Origin of the sequence: Variovorax sp. J2L1-78 (assembly GCF_030317205.1) — a bacterium.
GTDB lineage: Bacteria > Pseudomonadota > Gammaproteobacteria > Burkholderiales > Burkholderiaceae_C > Variovorax > Variovorax arabinosiphilus.
The window spans coordinates 477,699-495,667 of sequence record NZ_JASZYB010000004.1 but is presented as its reverse complement, the minus strand read 5'-3'; the positions used below and the strand labels follow the sequence as shown (position 1 = coordinate 495,667).

Annotated in this window: 19 protein-coding genes; 9 read left to right on the top strand and 10 right to left on the bottom strand. The window is 68.8% G+C overall.

All coding sequences use genetic code 11. The annotated features are described in order from the left end of the window. From lepB to nagZ, 8 genes are read left to right on the top strand one after another with little or no spacing between them, the layout of a single operon-like run. Positions 1-972 carry a signal peptidase I gene (gene lepB, locus QTH86_RS25090; RefSeq protein ID WP_286648890.1) on the top strand — a complete coding sequence of 324 codons (972 nt, stop codon included), beginning with the start codon at positions 1-3 and terminating at the stop codon, positions 970-972. Between the two features lie 25 nt (positions 973-997). After that, a complete protein-coding gene (locus QTH86_RS25085; protein ID WP_444814078.1) occupies positions 998-1,372 on the top strand; it encodes a DUF4845 domain-containing protein in 375 nt (124 codons plus the stop codon). Positions 1,373-1,374: 2 nt separating this feature from the next. After that, positions 1,375-2,070 carry a ribonuclease III gene (gene rnc / locus QTH86_RS25080; RefSeq protein WP_286648889.1) on the top strand — a complete coding sequence of 232 codons (696 nt, stop codon included), beginning with the start codon at positions 1,375-1,377 and terminating at the stop codon, positions 2,068-2,070. Continuing rightward, positions 2,067-3,044: a GTPase Era gene (era, locus tag QTH86_RS25075; protein ID WP_286648888.1), complete on the top strand. Its 978-nt coding sequence runs from the start codon at positions 2,067-2,069 to the stop codon at positions 3,042-3,044. Before rnc ends, era begins: the two co-directional genes overlap by 4 nt. 7 nt (positions 3,045-3,051) lie before the next feature. Beyond that, positions 3,052-3,822 carry a DNA repair protein RecO gene (gene recO / locus QTH86_RS25070; protein ID WP_286648887.1) on the top strand — a complete coding sequence of 257 codons (771 nt, stop codon included), beginning with the start codon at positions 3,052-3,054 and terminating at the stop codon, positions 3,820-3,822. Positions 3,823-3,827: 5 nt separating this feature from the next. Beyond that, entirely contained in the window at positions 3,828-4,595 is a 768-nt protein-coding gene (locus tag QTH86_RS25065; RefSeq protein ID WP_286648886.1) for a pyridoxine 5'-phosphate synthase, read from the top strand. A gap of 4 nt (positions 4,596-4,599) precedes the next feature. Further along, on the top strand, positions 4,600-5,007 hold the full coding sequence (gene acpS, locus QTH86_RS25060; protein WP_286648885.1) for a holo-ACP synthase: 408 nt from the start codon (positions 4,600-4,602) through the stop codon (positions 5,005-5,007). Continuing rightward, on the top strand, positions 5,004-6,074 hold the full coding sequence (nagZ, locus tag QTH86_RS25055) for a beta-N-acetylhexosaminidase (protein ID WP_286648884.1): 1,071 nt from the start codon (positions 5,004-5,006) through the stop codon (positions 6,072-6,074). Before acpS ends, nagZ begins: the two co-directional genes overlap by 4 nt. Here nagZ and QTH86_RS25050 read toward each other — a convergent pair. The 4 genes from QTH86_RS25050 to QTH86_RS25035 form a co-directional block, all read right to left on the bottom strand. Further along, on the bottom strand, positions 6,041-6,595 hold the full coding sequence (locus tag QTH86_RS25050) for a M48 metallopeptidase family protein (RefSeq protein WP_286648883.1): 555 nt from the start codon (positions 6,593-6,595) through the stop codon (positions 6,041-6,043). The genes nagZ and QTH86_RS25050 overlap by 34 nt on opposite strands. Further along, positions 6,592-7,860, bottom strand: coding sequence for an Hsp70 family protein (locus tag QTH86_RS25045; protein ID WP_286648882.1), 1,269 nt, complete (start codon positions 7,858-7,860; stop codon positions 6,592-6,594). Before QTH86_RS25045 ends, QTH86_RS25050 begins: the two co-directional genes overlap by 4 nt. Next, positions 7,857-9,389, bottom strand: a complete 1,533-nt coding sequence (lysS, locus tag QTH86_RS25040) for a lysine--tRNA ligase (protein ID WP_444814077.1) — start codon at positions 9,387-9,389, stop codon at positions 7,857-7,859. Before lysS ends, QTH86_RS25045 begins: the two co-directional genes overlap by 4 nt. Before the next feature lie 92 nt (positions 9,390-9,481). After that, a complete protein-coding gene (locus QTH86_RS25035; RefSeq protein WP_286648880.1) occupies positions 9,482-10,126 on the bottom strand; it encodes an LON peptidase substrate-binding domain-containing protein in 645 nt (214 codons plus the stop codon). 141 nt (positions 10,127-10,267) lie between these two features. Here QTH86_RS25035 and QTH86_RS25030 point away from each other — a divergent pair, with 141 nt between their 5' ends. After that, complete coding sequence (locus QTH86_RS25030; RefSeq protein WP_286648879.1) at positions 10,268-10,828, top strand: YggT family protein; 561 nt, start codon at positions 10,268-10,270, stop codon at positions 10,826-10,828. Between the two features lie 3 nt (positions 10,829-10,831). Here QTH86_RS25030 and accD read toward each other — a convergent pair whose 3' ends face one another. From accD to QTH86_RS25000, 6 genes are read right to left on the bottom strand one after another with little or no spacing between them, the layout of a single operon-like run. Next, positions 10,832-11,704, bottom strand: a complete 873-nt coding sequence (accD, locus tag QTH86_RS25025) for an acetyl-CoA carboxylase, carboxyltransferase subunit beta (protein ID WP_286648878.1) — start codon at positions 11,702-11,704, stop codon at positions 10,832-10,834. Between the two features lie 22 nt (positions 11,705-11,726). Beyond that, positions 11,727-12,572 carry a tryptophan synthase subunit alpha gene (trpA, locus tag QTH86_RS25020; RefSeq protein ID WP_286648877.1) on the bottom strand — a complete coding sequence of 282 codons (846 nt, stop codon included), beginning with the start codon at positions 12,570-12,572 and terminating at the stop codon, positions 11,727-11,729. Beyond that, complete coding sequence (trpB, locus tag QTH86_RS25015) at positions 12,569-13,834, bottom strand: tryptophan synthase subunit beta (RefSeq protein ID WP_286648876.1); 1,266 nt, start codon at positions 13,832-13,834, stop codon at positions 12,569-12,571. Before trpB ends, trpA begins: the two co-directional genes overlap by 4 nt. 53 nt (positions 13,835-13,887) lie before the next feature. Then, on the bottom strand, positions 13,888-14,568 hold the full coding sequence (locus QTH86_RS25010) for a phosphoribosylanthranilate isomerase (protein WP_286648875.1): 681 nt from the start codon (positions 14,566-14,568) through the stop codon (positions 13,888-13,890). Further along, on the bottom strand, positions 14,565-15,386 hold the full coding sequence (gene truA, locus QTH86_RS25005) for a tRNA pseudouridine(38-40) synthase TruA (protein WP_286648874.1): 822 nt from the start codon (positions 15,384-15,386) through the stop codon (positions 14,565-14,567). Before truA ends, QTH86_RS25010 begins: the two co-directional genes overlap by 4 nt. 42 nt (positions 15,387-15,428) lie before the next feature. Next, positions 15,429-17,954: a FimV/HubP family polar landmark protein gene (locus QTH86_RS25000; RefSeq protein WP_353506012.1), complete on the bottom strand. Its 2,526-nt coding sequence runs from the start codon at positions 17,952-17,954 to the stop codon at positions 15,429-15,431. Between the last annotated feature and the right edge of the window lie 15 nt (positions 17,955-17,969).

Sequence of the window (17,969 nt, the reverse complement as noted above, 5' to 3'; positions counted from 1 at the left end):
ATGGCACTCCTCACTTCCCTCATCCTCGCCGCGTTTGCCGGCTATGTCGGCGCCTGGTATTTCGGCGTCGTCGAAGGCAACTTCGCGCTGCTGCTGTTCCTGGCGACCGTGGTCACCGGCCTCTACTGGGTGGCCGAGCGCTTCTATTTCCTGCCGCGGCGCCGGCGTGCGGCCGAGACGCTCGAGGCCTCGCTGGCCCAGCGCCGCGAGGACCTGGCGCGCCAGGGCATCACCCAGGTCGACACCGTCGATACGAAGGCACGCGAGCGGCTGCTGATGCAGCCGTGGTGGCTGGACTGGACCGCCGGGTTGTTCCCCGTGATCCTGGTCGTGTTCCTGCTGCGTTCCTTCCTGTTCGAGCCCTTCAAGATCCCGTCCGGCTCGATGATGCCGACGCTCCTCACCGGCGACCTGATCCTGGTGAACAAGTTCACTTACGGCTTGCGCCTGCCGGTGCTCAACACCAAGATCACCGAAGGCACCGCGCCTGCGCGGGGTGACGTGATGGTGTTCCGCTACCCGCCCAAGCCGAGCCTGGACTACATCAAGCGCGTGGTCGGCCTGCCGGGCGACGAGGTGGCCTACCTGAACAAGAAGCTGACGATCAACGGGCAGCCCGTCAACAAGGACGCCATTCCGGAGTACTTCGACGAGGAGACCATGCGCTATCTCAAGCAGTACACCGAGAACCTCGGCGGCAAGACGCACAAGCTGCTCAACGACGACAGTCGCCGTGCCGGCATCTCGGAGGTGGAAGTCATCGCCTTCCCGAACCAGGAAAATTGTCGTTACAGTGTCGAGGGCGTGGTCTGCAAGGTGCCCGCGGGTCACTATTTCATGATGGGTGACAACCGCGACAACTCGCTCGATTCGCGCTACTGGGGCTTCGTTCCGGACAAGAACATCGTCGGTCGCGCCTTCTTCGTCTGGATGAACTTCGGCAATCTCGGGCGCATCGGCGCGTTCCAATAAAAGCAATCCATCGAGGGGTAGAGCAATGGCAGTGAGGGCACATCGGTCGGTCTCGGCATCGAGGCAGCGGGGCATTTCATTCATCGGGCTGCTGTTCGTCGCCATCGTGCTGGCGTGCGTCGGCGTGGTGGTGGCGCAGGTGATTCCCACGCTGATCGAGTACCAGGCCATCCAGAAGGCAGCGACCAAGGCGGCCGAGGGCTCGACCGTGCCCGAGGTGCGGTCGATCTTCGACCGGGCCCAGGCCATCGACGACTTCAAGTCGGTGAGCGGCAAGGACCTCGACGTGCAGAAGGTCGGCGACAAGGTGGTCGTGTCCTTCGCGTACGACCGCGAGATCCACCTCTTCGGCCCGGCCTACCTGTTGCTCAAGTACAGCGGCCAGGGCCAGTCCCGCTGACCGTGGCAGAAGGCGCTCTTGTTGCGCTGCAGGCGCGCCTCCGGCACACGTTCGCCGACGCGCGGTTGCTGCAACTCGCGCTCACGCATCGCAGCTTCTCCGCCGACCACAACGAGCGGCTCGAATTCCTCGGCGACTCGGTCCTGAATCTGGCGGTGTCGCACCTGCTCTACGTGCGGTTGTCCGAACTCCCCGAGGGCGACCTGTCGCGGGTGCGGGCGAACCTGGTCAAGCAGGACACGCTGCATCAGCTGGCCATCAAACTCGCGCTGTCGCCGCTGCTGCGGCTGGGCGAGGGCGAGGCCCGCTCCGGCGGGCCGAACCGCCCCTCGATTCTGGCCGACGCGCTGGAAGCGCTGATCGGCGCCGTCTACCTCGACGCGGGCTACCCCGCGGCGCAGGCGCTGGTCCACCGGCTCTACGAGTCCGTCGAGATCACGCCGCGCATGGACGCGGCCGCCAAGGATCCCAAGACCGAATTGCAGGAATGGCTGCAGGGGCACAAAATGAAGCTGCCCATCTACCGCGTGGTCGGCACGCTCGGGGCAGCCCACAAACAGACCTTCGATGTCGCGTGCGAGGTGGTCGAGATGGGCCTGACCGAGCGCGGCATCGGCGGCTCGCGCCGCGCTGGCGAACAAGCCGCCGCCGCCGCGATGCTGATCCAGCTCAAGGCGCGCGGCACGAAAGCAAAATGAACATCACCCACGACGCCCCTGGCGACCCTGAAGAAGACTCTACCCCCGTGGCGCCCGACGCCGTGCCGCAAGGTCCGCAGCACTGCGGCCTGATCGCCATCGTCGGCAAGCCGAACGTCGGCAAGTCGACGCTGCTCAACGCGCTGGTCGGCCAGAAGATCAGCATCACTTCACGCAAGGCGCAGACCACGCGCCACCGCATCACAGGCATGCGCACGCTGGGGGCGACCCAGTTCGTCTTCGTCGACACGCCGGGCTTCCAGACGCTGCATGCCAACGCCCTCAACAAGTCGCTCAACAAGACGGTGCAGGGCGCGGTCGGCGATGTCGACCTGATCCTGTTCGTGGTCGAGGCAGGCAGCTTCACGCCCGCCGACGAGCGCGTGCTCAAGCTGCTCGGCAAGGGCATCCCGACCGTGCTGCTGGCCAACAAGCTCGACAACGTCCACCGCCGCGGCGACATCGCGCCCTGGCTGCAGACCATGCAGGGCAAGCACGCCTTCGCCGAGTTCGTGCCCATGTCGGCCAAGAACGCGAAGGACGTCGAGCGCCTGTTCGGCATCTGCGCCAAGTACCTGCCCGAGCAGCCCTGGTTCTACGACCAGGACGAACTCACCGACCGCAGCGAGAAGTTCCTGGCCGGCGAACTGGTGCGCGAGAAGCTGTTCCGCCTGACCGGCGACGAGCTGCCCTACACCTCGACGGTCATCATCGACAAGTTCGAGGAAGAGCCGCCGCAGAAGAAGGGCCAGAAGCGCCTGCTGCGCATTGCCGCCACCATCGTGGTCGAGCGCGATGGCCACAAGGCCATGGTGATCGGCGACAAGGGCGAGCGCATCAAGCGCATCGGCATGGAGACCCGTGTCGAACTGGAGAAGCTGGCCGACGCCAAGGTGTTCCTCGAGCTGTGGGTCAAGGTGCGCTCGGGCTGGGCCGACGACGAGGCGCGCGTGCGCAGCTTCGGCTACGAATAGCCAGCCGGTGGCCACCCACCGCGTCTCCCACGAGCCGGCCTACGTGCTGCACCGCTACGACTGGAGCGAGTCGAGCGTCATCCTGGAAGCCTTCACCCGCCACCACGGGCGCATCGCGGTGGTGGCCAAGGGCGCCAAACGGCCGAGTTCCAACTTCCGCCCGGTGCTGCTCCCCTTGCAGCCGCTGCAGCTCAACTACGGTGGCGATGCCGAGATCCGCACGCTGAAGGCCGCCGAATGGATGGGCGGCCATGTCATGCCGACCGGTGAGTCGTTGATGTCCGGCTACTACATCAACGAGCTGCTGCTGCGCCTGCTGGCGCGCGACGACGCGCACGAGGCGCTGTTCGACGCCTATGCCGGTGTGGTCGAGGTGCTGGCCGGCGACCATGCCGGGGCCCAGGCCGCGACGCAGGCGGCTGCCTTGCGGGCCTTCGAGCTGCTGCTGCTGCGCGAGGTCGGCCTGCTGCCCGCGCTCGACGCCGAGACGTCGACCCTCGCGCCGCTGTCGCACGATGTGCGCTATGCCTTGCTGCCCGAAGCGGGGCTGCGCGAAGCGTCGGACGACGAAACGGCGCTGGCCGGTGCCGACTGGCAAGCGCTCCAGGCAGCGCTGGACGACCGCGCCCCTTTCACCACCACGCTGCGCTGCGTCGCCCAGCTCACCACCGGCAACAACGGCGCCTTGCGAACCCAGTTGCGGGTGCTGCTGAACTACCATTGCGGCGTGTCCACCCTGCGCACCCGGCAGATGATGCGGGACCTGCAAGCCCTTTGAACGCCATGACCACGCCTTCCCTTCTCACGGCCCTTTCGGTCAACCTGAACAAGGTCGCCCTGGTGCGCAACACACGCCACCTCGGCATCCCGAGCGTGCTCTTCGCGGCCGCGGTCTGCCTCGACGCGGGCGCCAAGGGCATCACCGTGCACCCCCGGCCCGACGCGCGCCACATCCGCGCGCAGGATGTGCACGAACTCTCCGACCTGCTGGCCCGCGACTGGCCCGACGCCGAGTTCAACATCGAAGGCAACCCTTTCCACAACCTGATGGACTTCGTACGCGACTGCCGCCCGCACCAGGCGACCTTCGTGCCCGACAGCGAAACCCAGTCCACCAGCGACCACGGCTGGACCTTTCCGGAAGACGCCGAGCGTCTGCGCCCGCTGATCGCCGAAGCCAAGAAGCTCGGCGTGCGCGTCAGCCTCTTCATGGACCCGGCGCCCGAGATGATGGCCGCGGCCAGGGCGGTCGGTGCCGACCGCGTCGAGCTCTACACCGAGGGCTACGCCGCCTCGCGCGGCACCTCGCGGGCCGATGCGGTGCTGGCGCTGTACGCCGAGGCCGCCCGCGCGGCGCAGGCCGCCGGACTCGAGGTCAACGCCGGCCATGACCTGAGCCGCGACAACCTTACCGAATTCCTGCGCGCGGTGCCGGGCGTGAAGGAGGTGTCGATCGGTCATGCCTTCGTGTCGGACGCCCTCGAGCTCGGCTACACCGCGACGACGCGCGACTACCTGCGCTGCATCGACGAGGCGCAGCGCGCCGCCTGACCGCGTGATCTACGGCATCGGCACCGACATCTGCGACGTCCGCCGCGTCGCCACCACCTTCGAGCGCCAGGGCGAGCGCTTCGCCCGCAAGGTCCTGAGCGACGCGGAGTTCGCCGTCTGGCAGGCACGCAGCGCACGCTGGCCCAAGCGCGGCCTCAGTTACCTCGCCACCCGTTTCTCCGCCAAGGAAGCCTTCAGCAAGGCGGTTGGCATGGGCATGCGCATGCCGATGAGCTGGCGCCTCTGCGAGATCGCCAACGAGCGCAGCGGCAAGCCGGTGATCGTGCTGCACGGCGTGCTCAAGGAATGGTTCGAGGCGCGCGGCCTCACGGCCCACGTCACCGTCACCGACGAAACCGACTATGCGGCCAGCTTCGTGGTGGTCGAACAGAACACGACTCCCACCGCATGAGTGCTCCCGTCACCCAACGCCCGTTGATCATCGACGTGGCCGGCCCCGCGCTCGGCGTTGACGACCGCCGCCGCCTCGCCCACCCGCAGGTCGGCGGCGTCATCCACTTCGCCCGCAACTGGCAGAGCCGCGCGCAGATGCAGGCGCTCAACGCCGAGATCAAGGCGATCCGGCCCGACCTGCTGATCTGCGTCGACCACGAGGGTGGCCGGGTGCAGCGCTTTCGCACCGATGGCTTCACCCGGCTGCCGTCGATGCGTGCGTTGGGCACGCTGTGGATGGACGACCCGATGCGCGCCGTGCAGGCCGCCACGGCCGCCGGCTTCGTGCTGGCGAGCGAACTGCGTGCCGTCGGTGTCGACTTCAGCTTCGCGCCGGTGCTCGACCTGGACCACGGCGAGAGCTCGGTCATCGGCGACCGCAGCTTCCATCGCGACCCGCGCGTGGCGACATTGCTCGCGAAGAGCGTGATGCACGGCCTGCTGCAGGCCGGCATGGCCAACTGCGGCAAGCACTTTCCGGGGCACGGTTTCGTCAAGGCCGACTCGCACGTGGCGATCCCGGTCGACCGGCGCAGCCTGAAGGCGATCCTGGCCGACGACGCACGGCCCTTCGAATGGCTTACCGGCACGCTGGCGGCCGTCATGCCGGCACACGTGATCTACCCGAAGGTCGATGCGCGGCCGGCGGGCTTCTCGTCGAAGTGGCTGCGGGACATCCTGCGCGGGCGGCTGGGCTTCGACGGCGCGATCTTCAGCGACGACCTCAGCATGGAGGCCGGCCGCTACATCGACGGCCGCCTGCTCAGCTACACCGACGCGGCGCTGGCCGCGCTGGATGCGGGCTGCGACCTGGCGATGCTGTGCAATCAGAGCATCGGCGACGGCGCACCGCTCGACGAACTGCTCGATGGCTTCGGCGCCGCCGCCCAGGCCGGACGCTGGCAGCCGGACGCGGCGGGCGAGGCGCGGCGACGGGCGCTGCTGCTGCCCTTGCCGGCACTGGCGTGGGACGCGCTGGTCGCGTCGCCGGCCTACGGCAGGGCGCTGTCGCAGTTGCCGGCCTGACGCGTCGCGTCGTCGGCTTCGGAATTCCACAGCCGCGGCCCCCCGGCCTCCAGGTGCGTCAGGTACAGCCGCAGGTCGAACTCGCGCTGATGGTAGTCCGGCTCCATGTGCGTGCACAGCGCATAGAACGCCTTGTCGTGCTCGCGCTCCTTCATGTGGGCAAGTTCGTGCACGACGATCATCCGCAGCCATTCGAGCGGCACCGTCTTGAACAGGCTGGCCACATGGATCTCGCGCTTGGCCTTCAGCTTGCTGCCCTGCACGCGCGAGACGGTGGTGTGCGTGCCCAGCGCGTGGCGGATGACGTGCAGCTTGCTGTCGAACATCACCTTCGACAGCGGATCGGCGTTGCGCAGGAACTCGGCCTTGAGCGCGTTCACGTAGTCGTAGAGCGCGCGGTCGGTACGCACCTCGTGCGCGGCCGGGTAGCGCTTGAGCAGCATCGGGCCGAGTCCCTGCTCGGCCATCAGCGTGCGCACCTGCGCCTGCAGGGCAGGCGGGTAGTGCGCGATGTACTTCACGCCGTGCGCGCGTCGCGGGCCGCGTAGGCGAGGCCGGCGGCGACACCGCCGAACAGATCGCCCTCGACCAGCTTCACGCCGGCGAAGCCGCGCCGCAGCGCCTGCTGGAAGGGCCGCAGGGCGGACGAGCCGCCCGTCAGGTAGATCGCGTCGAGGTCGTGGCTGCGCAGGCCGGCGCGCCGCACGCACTCGTGCGCGCTGGCGACCACCTTGCCCAGCGATTCGGCGAGTTGTTGCGCCATGTCGTCCGGCGTCAGCGCCGCGCCGAGGCCGGTCTCGACGAAGGAAAGGTCGATGGTCACGGCCGCATCGCTGACCGAACCGTCGATCTTGGCCTGCTCGACCTCGCTTGCGATGCGGTGGCCGTAGCGCTCCTCCAGCACCGTCATGAGCCGGTCGTGCAGCCGCGTGTCGGCGTAGCTGGTGCGCAGTTCCTGCGCCTGGCGCACGGCCTTGGGCGCGTAGAGCCAGTTGATCAGGTGCCAGGACGAGAGCTCGAAGAACACCTTGCTCGGCACCTCGCGGCCGCGCGCGTCGTGGTGGCGAAAGCCCAGCGTGGGCATCACCTGCTCGAGGTTCAGGCGCTGGTCGAAGTCGGTGCCGCCGATGTGCACGCCGCTGGTGGCCAGCACATCGCTGCTGCGGTCGGCTTGGGTGGCGCGTTCCGGCCCGAGGCGCACCACGGTGAAGTCGGAGGTGCCGCCGCCGATATCGACGATGAGGATCAGCGATTCCTTCGTGACGCGCTGCTCGTAGTCGAAGGCCGCGGCGATCGGCTCGAACTGGAAGCCGATGTCGCGAAAGCCGGCGGCGCGTGCGGCCTGGCGCAGGCTGTCTTCGGCCAGGCGGTCGCGCTTGGCGTCGTCGTCGACGAAGTGCACCGGGCGGCCGATGACCACGCGTTGCGGACGATGGCCCAGCGTCTGCTCGGCACGTGTGCCCAGTTCGTGCAGGAAGCGCGCGACGATGTCCTGGAAGCTCACCAGGCCGTCGTACACCGCCGTGGTTTCCTGCATGAGCGAACTGCCGAGCAGGCTCTTGAGCGAACGCATCAGCCGGCCTTCGACGCCGGCCAGGTACATGGCGACGGCGTCGCGGCCGAAGTGCGTGCTGCGGTCTTCGGCGTTGTAGAAGAGGGCGGTGGGCATCGTCGTGGCCGCCCCTTCGAGCGGCAGCGCCTGGGCGATGCCGCCATCGACCGCCCAGGCGATCGCCGAATTGGAGGTGCCGAAATCGATCCCGATGCCGGCGTTCAACGTGTTCAAGACTCGCGACGCAAGGCAGGGAACAGGATCACGTCCCGGATGCTCGGCGAATCCGTCAGCAGCATCATGAAGCGGTCGATGCCGATGCCGCAGCCGCCGGTGGGCGGCATGCCGTATTCGAGCGCGCGCACGAAGTCGTGGTCGTAGAACATCGCCTCGTCGTCGCCCGAGTCCTTGGCGGCCACCTGCGCGTTGAAGCGCGCGGCCTGGTCTTCGGCGTCGTTCAGCTCGCTGAAGCCGTTGCCGAACTCGCGGCCGGTGATGTAAAGCTCGAAGCGCTCGGTCACCTCGGGCCGTTCGTCGTTGGCGCGCGCCAGCGGCGAGATCTCGGTCGGGTGCTCCATGATGAAGGTCGGCTGCCAGAGCTTCTCTTCGACGGTTTCCTCGAAGTACATGACCTGCAGGCTGGCCAGGCTGCGCTGCGAGAGCTTGTCCTTCTCTTCGGAGAGGCCGATCTTGCGCAGGGCGTTGACGAGCCACGCGGTGTCGTCGACGTTCGCGCCGGCATCGGTGTGCTTCAGGATGGCTTCGCGGATCGTGAGCCGCTCGAAGGGCTGGCTCAGGTCGACCGGCTTGCCGCCATAGGTGAGTTGCTCGCTGCCGACCGTCTTTTTGGCGATCGTGCGGATGATCATCTCGGTGAAGTCCATCAGGTCCTGGTAGTTCCAGTAGGCCGCGTAGAACTCCATCATCGTGAATTCGGGGTTGTGCCGCACCGAGATGCCCTCGTTGCGGTAGCTCCGGTTGATCTCGAACACGCGCTCGAAGCCGCCGACGATCAGGCGCTTCAAGTACAGCTCGGGCGCGATGCGCAGGAACATCTCCTGGTCGAGCGCGTTGTGGTGCGTCTTGAAGGGCTTGGCGTTGGCGCCGCCCGGAATGGGGTGCAGCATGGGCGTCTCGACCTCGATGAAGTCGTTCGCCACCATGAATTCGCGCAGCGCGCTCACGGCCTTGCTGCGCGCCTTGAAGCGCTCGCGCGCGGTCTCGTCGGTGATCAGGTCGACATAGCGCTGGCGGTACTTCTGCTCCTGGTCGGCCATGCCGTGGAACTTGTCGGGCAGCGGGCGCAGGCTCTTGGTGAGCAGCCGCAGCCGGCTCACCTTGACCGACAGCTCGCCGGTCTTGGTCTTCATCAGCGTGCCTTCGGCGCCGAGGATATCGCCCAGGTCGTAATGCTTGAAGGCCGCGTAGGCCTCTTCGCCGAGCGCGTCGCGCGTGACGTAGAGCTGGATGCGGCCGGTGCTGTCCTGCAGCGTCGCGAAGCTGGCCTTGCCCATCACGCGCTTGAGCATCATGCGGCCGGCGACGCTGACCACGACGGCCTGCGCTTCCAGCGGCTCGGCCTCGGTGCCGCCATGGGCCGCGACCAGTGCCGCGGCACGGTGTGCGGGCTTGAAATCGTTCGGGAAGGCGACCTCTTTGCCGCTGGCCTGCGCCGCACGCAGCGCCTTGAGTTTCTCGCGACGCTCCGCCATGAGCTGGTTGTCGTCGATCGCGGGCGCGGGGGAGGTCGTGGGTTCGGTCATGGGGAGCAGGCTGGATGGCACGGGCGGTGCCGCGCAAAACCTGCCATTTTAGCGGGCCGCCCCCCGTGATCGGGCAGGATGCGGCGCGCCCGTCAGCGCGCGATGCCGTTGCGCGCGAGCAGGTCGCTCACCAGTTCGAGCCGCATGAGCGGGCTGTCGAGTTCCATCAGCCGCTGCTTGAGTTCGGACTGCATCGGCAACAGTTCGCACCAGCGGTTGGCGACCCAGCCGCAGTCGTCGAAACGGTAGGGCTCGGCCATGGGCAGGCGCAGGTCCTCCTGCTGCTCCATCCGACGGCGCTCCTCGAGCGTGTCGACCAGCCGGCGCAGCGCGTCGGCGGCGTGCTGCAGGTCGGCCGGGACGTCGACGGCCACGTCGGCTGCGATGGCCTCGACCTCGGCCGTCCACAGCCCGTGCTTCTGCAGCTCGCTGCTGCGCACCCGGAAGCGCTGGGTGCCGATGCATTCGATCTGCATCAGGCCGGACTGCGGCGCCTCGAAGCTGCGGATGGTCGCGATGGTGCCGACCGCCGCGAAGCGTTCGGCGTCGGCACCCGCCACGCGCACCTCGGCGCCCTGGGTCAGGCTGACCACGCCGAAGGGCAGGCCGAGTTTGTGGCAGCGCCCGATGAGGTCGAGGTAGCGGACCTCGAAGATGCGCAGCGGCAGGTAGCCGTCGGGGAAGAGCACCGAACCCAGCGGGAACAGCGGCAGCGGCGAGGGGAGGGGCGTCGGCATGGTGGCGGAGGGCGGATGTCGCTTGGCCATCCACCGTAGCAGATCATCGCCGGCGCAGAAACCCTTGCTGCCTGGCGCCGGACACGGTGGCGCCACCGGCGTCTGACTATCATCGCCTTCCTTTCACGCCGTCTGCGCGCCATGCTCTATCAGATCCCTTCCTTCCTGCTCGACGTCATCGTCGGCCTCCTGGGCGGCGCCTGCCTGCTGCGGCTGTACATGCAGTACCACCGCGTGCCCTTCGGCAATCCACTGGGCCGCTTCGTCTTTGCCGTGAGCGACTGGATCGTGATGCCGCTGCGCCGCATCGTGCCCTCGGCCAAGCGCTGGGACCTGGCCAGCCTGATCGCCGCCTGGCTGCTGGTCATGGCGAAGTTCCTGCTGCTGTGGCTCCTGCTCGGAGACTTCACCCGGATGGCGATCCTGCCGCTGGTGTCGCTGGTCGGGCTGGCGCAGCTGGTGGTGTCGGGCCTGACGGCGCTGCTCGTCGTCTACGCGGTGCTGTCGTGGGTGCCGGGGGCGTCGTCGGTGCTGCTCGACCTGGTGTCGCGCCTGGCCGAGCCGATCGTGCGGCCGCTGCGCCGCATCATCCCGCTGGTCGGCGGCGTCGACCTGTCGCCGCTCGCCGCCATCGTGCTGCTGCAGGTCGTGGCGATCGTCCTGGGCAGTTTGATGGGCAGCGTCTGGGCCCTGGGCCGCTGATCCTCAGACCACCGCGTCCGCCGGCTGGCGCAGCAGCATGGCCAGCGTGCTGGCGATGGTCTTGCGCAAGGCGCGGCGATCGCTGATGAAGTCGATCGCGCCCTTGGTTTGCAGGAATTCCGAGCGCTGGAAGCCCTCGGGCAGCGTCACGCGCACCGTCGACTCGATCACGCGCGGGCCGGCGAAGCCGATCAGCGCCTTGGGTTCGGCGATCACCACGTCGCCCAGGAAGGCGAAACCGGCACTCACGCCACCCATGGTCGGGTCGGTCAGCACGCTGATGTAGGGCAGGCCCTTCTTCGCGAGCCGCGTGAGCGCGGCATTGGTCTTGGCCATCTGCATCAGGGACAGCAGGCCTTCCTGCATGCGCGCACCGCCGGTGGCGGTGAAGCAGATGAAGGGCACCTTCTGTTCGATCGCGGTTTCGACGCCGCGCACGAAGCGCTCGCCGACCACGCTGCCCATGCTGCCGCCCATGAACTCGAACTCGAAGCAGGCGACCACCACGCTGATGCTGTGCACCGAGCCGCCCATGACGATGAGGGCATCGGTCTCGCCGGTGTTCTCCAGCGCTTCCTTGAGCCGTTCGGGGTACTTGCGGCTGTCCTTGAACTTCAGGGCGTCGACCGGCAGCACTTCCTGGCCGAGTTCGTAGCGGCCTTCGGCGTCGAGGAAGGCGTCGAGGCGCGCCCGCGCACCGATGCGGTGGTGGTGGCCGCAACTCGGGCAGACGTTCTGGTTGTGCTCGAGATCGGTCTTGTAGAGCACCGTCTCGCAACTGGGGCATTTGATCCAGAGACCTTCGGGCACCTGGCGGCGCTCGCTCGGGTCGGTCTGCTCGATTTTCGGGGGAAGCAGTTTTTCTAGCCAGCTCATGGAATCTCCTGGAGAGCGCGGATTATCGACCAGACGCGTTCTTGGGGGTGGCGGCCGGCAAGGCGTCGAGCGCCTGGCGGATGTCGGCCAGGAATTCGGCGACCAGCGGCACTACCCGGTCGCGCGGCTGGCCGTCGATCAGCTGGATGATCCTGGTGCCGATGACGACCGCATCGGCGGCCGAACCGACCGCCTGCGCCGTGCGCGCGTCGCGGATGCCGAAGCCCACGCCCACCGGCACGCCCACGTGCTCGCGGATGCGCGGGATCATGCGGCCGACCGCCTCGGTGTCCAGATGGCCGGCGCCCGTCACGCCCTTGAGCGACACGTAGTACACGTAGCCGGTCGCGATGCGGCCGACCTGCGCCATGCGCGCGTCGGTGCTGGTCGGGGCCAGCAGGAAGATCAGGTCGATGCCGGCCGCGCGCAGGTCGGCGGCGAAGTCCTCGCATTCCTCAGGCGGATAGTCGACGACCAGCAGGCCGTCCACCCCGGCCGCCGCCGCGTCGCGGATGAAGCTGCCCTTGCCGTGCACGCCGTCGTAGCGCTCGACCGGGTTGGCGTAGCCCATCAGCACGACCGGCGTGCGGTCGTCGGTCTGGCGGAACGCGGTGACCATCGCCAGCACCTGCTTGGTGCCGATGCCCAGCGCCAGCGCCGCTTCGCCGGCTTTCTGGATCACCGGGCCGTCGGCCATCGGGTCGGAGAAGGGCACGCCGAGCTCGATCACGTCGGCGCCCGCGGCGACCATGCCGTGCATCAGCTCGGGCGTGATGTCGGCGTAGGGGAAGCCGGCCGTGACGTAGGGGATGAGCGCCTTGCGGCCGTCTTTCTTCAGGGCCTCGAAGGCGGCAGCAATGCGGCTCATGCCTTGCCTCCCTTCACGCTCAGGCCGCGCATCGACGGCCGGTCGTAGAAGTCGACGCCCGAGAGGTCGGCCACCGTGCCGATGTCCTTGTCGCCGCGCCCGGAGAGGTTCACCAGGATCGACTGGTCCGGCCGCATGGTCTTCGCCAGCTTCATCGCGTAGGCCACCGCGTGGCTCGATTCCAGCGCCGGGATGATGCCTTCGGTGCGGCACAGGTAGTGGAAGGCCTCCAGCGCCTCGGCGTCGGTGATGCCGACATACTCGGCGCGGCCGATGTCCGCCAGGTGCGCGTGCTCCGGGCCGACACCGGGGTAGTCGAGGCCGGCACTGATGCTGTGCGTTTCGGTCACCTGGCCGTCCTCGTTCTGCAGCAGGTAGGTGCGGTTGCCGTGCAGCACGCCGGCGCTGCCGCGCAGGATCGAGGCGGAATGCTTGCCGCTGTCCAGGCCTTCGCCGGCCGCTTCGACACCGATCAGGCGGGTGTTTTCGAACGGAATGTACGGGTAGAAAATGCCCATGGCATTGCTGCCGCCGCCCACACAGGCGACGACCACGTCCGGCTGCGGGTGGGCGATGCCGTTGTCGGCCAGCATGGCGGGCATCTGGTCGATGCACTCGGTGCCGATCACGCTCTGGAAGTCGCGCACCATCATCGGGTAGGGGTGGGGGCCGGCGACGGTGCCGATGATGTAGAAGGTGTTCTCGACATTGGTGACCCAGTCGCGCATGGCTTCATTGAGCGCGTCCTTCAGCGTCTTGCTGCCCGACTCGACCGGCACCACGGTGGCGCCCAGCAGGTTCATGCGGTAGACGTTGGGGCTCTGGCGCTTCACGTCCATGCTGCCCATGTAGACCACGCATTCGAGGCCGTAGCGGGCACAGATGGTGGCGGTCGCCACGCCGTGCTGGCCCGCGCCAGTCTCGGCGATCACGCGGGGCTTGCCCATGCGCTTGGCGAGCATGGCCTGGCCGATCACGTTGTTGATCTTGTGGGCGCCGGTGTGGTTCAGGTCCTCGCGCTTCAGGTAGATCTGTGCGCCGCCCATCTCGCGGCTGGTACGCGCCGCGTGGTAGACCGGCGAGGGTCGGCCGACGAAGTGTTTGAGCTCGTAGTGGAATTCCGCGAGGAAGGCCGGGTCGTCCTTGAACTTCGCGTAGGCCTCGCGCAGTTCGGCGATGGCGTGGGTGAGCGTCTCGCTCGCGAAGGTGCCGCCGTAGGGGCCGAAGTGGCCGGCAGCGTCGGGTTGCTGGTAGGTCTGCATGGTTCTCTCGATCGATGGAGCCGCGCCCGTCGACAAAGAGACGGTGCGGCCGGTCAAAGGGGTGCGAGGTCGGCTGCGCGCACGGCAGCGATGAAATCGCGGATCTTTCCGGCGTCCTTGATGCCCTTGGAGGCCTCGACGCCGGAACTCACGTCAACGGCCAGCGATCGGCATCGCTGCCGGAGCTGGCGAATGCCATCGGCCACGTTTGCAGGTGTGAGTCCACCACTCAAGACGAGGTGAGCGTCGACGGCGGTTGGAAGAAGTGACCAATCGAATGCCTTGCCGCCACCGCCGAACCCGTCGACATGGGCGTCGAGCAGGATGGCCTGGGCGTGGGAGAAATCGGAAGCGTATTTTACGAGGTCGAAGTCTGCCCCCGCCGCGCCGAGTGGAATCCGGGCCGCGCGCATGTAACGGTAGGTTCCGTGGCCGCTGGCTTCCTGGCACTGGTCGGGGGTCTCGTCGCCATGGAACTGCGCCATCGCGCCGGGCACGGCGGCCAGCGCACCCATCGCCTGCATCGGCGGCTCGTTCACGAACAGCAGCACCGGCGTGACGAAGGGCGGCAGGCGTGTGGCGAGCGCGGCAGCGCGCTGGGCCGTGACGGCGCGCGGGCTGGCGGGATAGAGCACGAAGCCCACGGCGTCGGCGCCCGCACAGACCGCTGCGTCCACGTCGACCTCGCGCGTGAGGCCGCAGATCTTGATGCGGGTTCGGGCGAGGGCACTCATGGCGGGCCATCATACGCAGCGCCGCTCGCGCCCAGGGTCGCCTCGGCGGGGAGCCCCCAGGCCGCGTCGTACAGAGGGCCAACGAAGTACAGCCCGGCCGGCGAGAAGGTGGGCGCTGCGACCTTGCGACTGCGCGCGGCCAGCACCTCGGCGATCCATTCCGGCCGCTCGTCGCCGTGCCCGATGCGGACCAGGCAGCCCATGATGTTGCGGATCATGTGGTGGAGAAAGGCGTCGGCCTCGAACTCGAAGTGCCACTGGCAGCGCTCGCCGTCGGGCGAGACATCCTTCTGCGTGACCGTGATGCGGCGCATTGTCTTGACCGGCGACCTCGCCTGGCAGGCGGAAGCCCGGAACGAGCTGAAGTCGTGCTCGCCGATCAACTGGGCCGCCGCGCTGCGCATGGCCGCGCCGTCGAGGGAGCGCATCGACCACCCGACACGCCCCGCGTCGAGGCTGGGCCGCACCGGCGACTGCGAGAGCACGTAGAGATAGCGCCGCGCCACGGCGCTGGCCCGGCAGTGGAAGGCGCCGGGCACCGGTTGGGCCCACTGGATCGCGATGTCGTCCGGCAGGTAGCGGTTGGTGCCGCGCACCCAGGAGAAGGGCGTGCGCTCGATGTCGGTGTCGAAGTGCACCACCTGCATCAGCCCGTGCACGCCGGCGTCGGTGCGGCCTGCACACAGGGTGGAAATGGGGCGATCGGCGAAGCGGCCCAGGGCCGCCTCCAGCTTGTCCTGCACGGTCTGGCCGGACAGCTGGCTCTGCCAGCCCTGGTAGGCCTGGCCGTTGTAGCGGACGCCGAGGGCCAGCCTCACGTGGGTGGAACGGGCGGCCGGCGCATGCGTCGTGTCGGCTCCTCAGGCCAGTTGTGCCAGCAGGTGCCGGGCCTGGGCCTTCAGGTCACCGGAGCTTTCGGCTTCGACTTCCTCGACCAGCGAGCGTGCGCCTTCGGTGTCGCCCAGGGCCTGCAGCTCGCGCGCCAGCGACAGCTTGATCGCGTGCGGGTTGTCGTTGGCCTCGTCCAGCGGCTCGAGCCGGCCGGGCTCGGTGTCGTTGGACTCGCGCTGGTTCAGGCCCGCGAGCGCGCTCATGTCGAACTCGATGAAGCCGGAATCGCGGGGCAGGCCGGCACGCAGCGGCGCCGGCTGCGTGTGTTCCTCGGTGCCCATCGAACGCGACATGCCGGGCATCTCCAGCGCCGCGGGGGCGGTGTTGAAGTCGGTGTCGAAGTCCGCCTGCGGGCTCATCGGTGCCATGTCGCGCAGCGTGTCGCGGGAGGTCGCAGCGAAGCGTTCCGTCGCAGGCGCCTGGATCGGGGGCAGGCTCGCGCTCACGGGAGCCGGTTCGGTGATCGGCGACGGCATGGTTGTCGTCGTGTCCAGGGGCGATGGCCTGCTCAGGTCGAGGTCGAAGTCGAGCGGGGCCACCGACGGGACGAAGGCGGGCGGCGGCGCGGCGACCGGGGCGGCCGGCGGTGCCGCGACCACAGCGGCTACAGCTGCCGCGGCAACGGCAGCCGCTGCCGGCGGGACGCTGTCGCCGCCGACCGGGCGGACACCCGCTTCGTACAGCGGGTTGCCCGGGTCGAGCTCCTTGCCCATCTCCACCACGCGGTTCCAGTCGTTGCCCTGGCCGCCGGTCAGCTTGTGCACGTCCGACGCCAGCGCCTCGTAGGCACGCAGGTCGCGCCGCTTGGCGTGGATCTCGAGCAGCTTGAGGTGGATGGCGATGCGCTCGGGGTTGATGCGAAGCGCCTCCCGCAGGATCTCCTCGGCCTGGAGGTCGCGGCCGTAGGCCAGGTACACGTCGGCTTCGGCCACCGGATCGACGTCGCCGGCGTCCAGCTGGCTGGGGGAGTACGACAGCGACGAGACGATCGAGCGGTTCTTGGTGTCGACCGACTCCCCGCCGCTGGCAGCGAAGAAGGAATCCTTGGGCAGGCGGCTTTCCAGAAAGACGCTGTCACCGGCGTCCTGGCGGCGGCGCTTGACCGCCTTGTAGCCCAGGAAGCCGAGGAGCAGCAGGATGAGCGCGCCGCCGCCGAGCATCAGCGGGTTGTCGAGCAGATCGTCGAGGAAGCTGGGCTCCGGGGGCGGCGGGGGTGCCGCCGGCTTGGCGGCGGGCTTCGGTGCCGCGGCGGGTGCAGGCGCCGGTGCGGGCGGGGGTGTCAGGGCCGCCGTGGCGGCGGCCGGTGCGACCACCGTCGGTGCTGCGCTGGGCGCGGCAGGTGCCGCCGGCGCTGCGGCTGTCGGCGTTGTGGTTGCCGGCGCGGCAGGCGGTGCGACCGGCGCGCTGGCCGATGCCGGTGCGGCGGGAGGGGCGCCCGCCGAGGCCGACGCGGAGGCGCCGGCCGACTGCAGCTTGTTCAGGTCGCTGATGTTCTTGGACAGCTCGGCCACGCGGGCGCTGCTTTCCTGCGCCTGGCGCGTCTGGGCCAGCTTGTCTTCGGCGGCACGGGCCTGTGCGATGGTGAGCTTGTCGGGTGCTGCGGCCGCCTTGCTGCGGTCCTCGACGTTGGCTTCCAGCCGGCCCGAGCTCTGGCGGTCGGCGGGGGCCACGGCCGAGGCCGGTGCGTTCTCGGCCAGGCGGCGGCGGTAGTCGCCGAAGTCCCGGCTCTGTGCGACCACCGTGCGACGGGCCTCGGGCGCCGGTGTGGCGGCGGCTTGCGACGCATCGGGGAGATCGAGCACCGCGCCCGCCTTCATGCGGTTCATGTTGCCGCCGATGAAGGCGTTGGGATTGGCGCGCAGCATGGCGACCAGCATCTGGTCGAGCGAGACATCGGCGGGCTTGTAGGCGCCCGCGATCTTGCTGGCGGTGTCGCCGGGCTGCACGGTGACCTGCTGGCCCGCGCCGCTGCCCGCCGCGGTCCGCACCGGGGGAGCTTCGGCAGGGGGGGGCGCAGCGGCGATCGCCGGACGCGCGGGGCGGCGAGCCAACGGTGGCTGAATCGAGGCGGAACCGGTGCCGATGCTGATCTGCGGTGACACGGGGGCCGGCGCGACGGCGGTGGCGGTCGCGCGGCTGGCCGGCGGATCGAGCAGCACCGTGTAGTCGCGGACGATCCGGCCGGTGTTCCAGTTGGCTTCGAGCAGCAGATCGATGAAGGGGTCGGACACCGAGCGATTGCTGGTCAGCCGGACGACGTAGCGGCCGTCAGGGCGGCGCTGCAGCGCGCTGCGCACGTCGGACAGGGCGGCGTTGTAGGGCACGCCGGCTGCGCGGAAGGCGTCTTGCGAGGCGATGTTGATGCGCAGGCCATCGGCCTCGGCGGCACTCATTTCGGCGATTTCGATCTCCGCGCGCAGCGGTTCGCCGATGGCGGACTGCACATTCATGCGGCCCAGCGACAGCGCGTGGGCATCGATGAGGGCCGACCCCAACCCTAGGGCGATAGC

Bases quoted from the DNA above. Each gene is read 5' to 3' on its own strand.
- QTH86_RS25065 (WP_286648886.1), top strand. From the start codon at position 3,828: ATGACCACGCCTTCCCTTCTCACGGCCCTTTCGGTCAACCTGAACAAG.
- trpA (WP_286648877.1), bottom strand. From the start codon at position 12,572: ATGAGCCGCATTGCTGCCGCCTTCGAGGCCCTGAAGAAAGACGGCCGC.
- accD (WP_286648878.1), bottom strand. From the start codon at position 11,704: ATGAGCTGGCTAGAAAAACTGCTTCCCCCGAAAATCGAGCAGACCGAC.
- lysS (WP_444814077.1), bottom strand. From the start codon at position 9,389: ATGACCGAACCCACGACCTCCCCCGCGCCCGCGATCGACGACAACCAG.
- nagZ (WP_286648884.1), top strand. From the start codon at position 5,004: ATGAGTGCTCCCGTCACCCAACGCCCGTTGATCATCGACGTGGCCGGC.
- era (WP_286648888.1), top strand. From the start codon at position 2,067: ATGAACATCACCCACGACGCCCCTGGCGACCCTGAAGAAGACTCTACC.
- lepB (WP_286648890.1), top strand. From the start codon at position 1: ATGGCACTCCTCACTTCCCTCATCCTCGCCGCGTTTGCCGGCTATGTC.
- trpB (WP_286648876.1), bottom strand. From the start codon at position 13,834: ATGCAGACCTACCAGCAACCCGACGCTGCCGGCCACTTCGGCCCCTAC.
- QTH86_RS25035 (WP_286648880.1), bottom strand. From the start codon at position 10,126: ATGCCGACGCCCCTCCCCTCGCCGCTGCCGCTGTTCCCGCTGGGTTCG.
- QTH86_RS25010 (WP_286648875.1), bottom strand. From the start codon at position 14,568: ATGAGTGCCCTCGCCCGAACCCGCATCAAGATCTGCGGCCTCACGCGC.
- QTH86_RS25030 (WP_286648879.1), top strand. From the start codon at position 10,268: ATGCTCTATCAGATCCCTTCCTTCCTGCTCGACGTCATCGTCGGCCTC.
- QTH86_RS25085 (WP_444814078.1), top strand. From the start codon at position 998: ATGGCAGTGAGGGCACATCGGTCGGTCTCGGCATCGAGGCAGCGGGGC.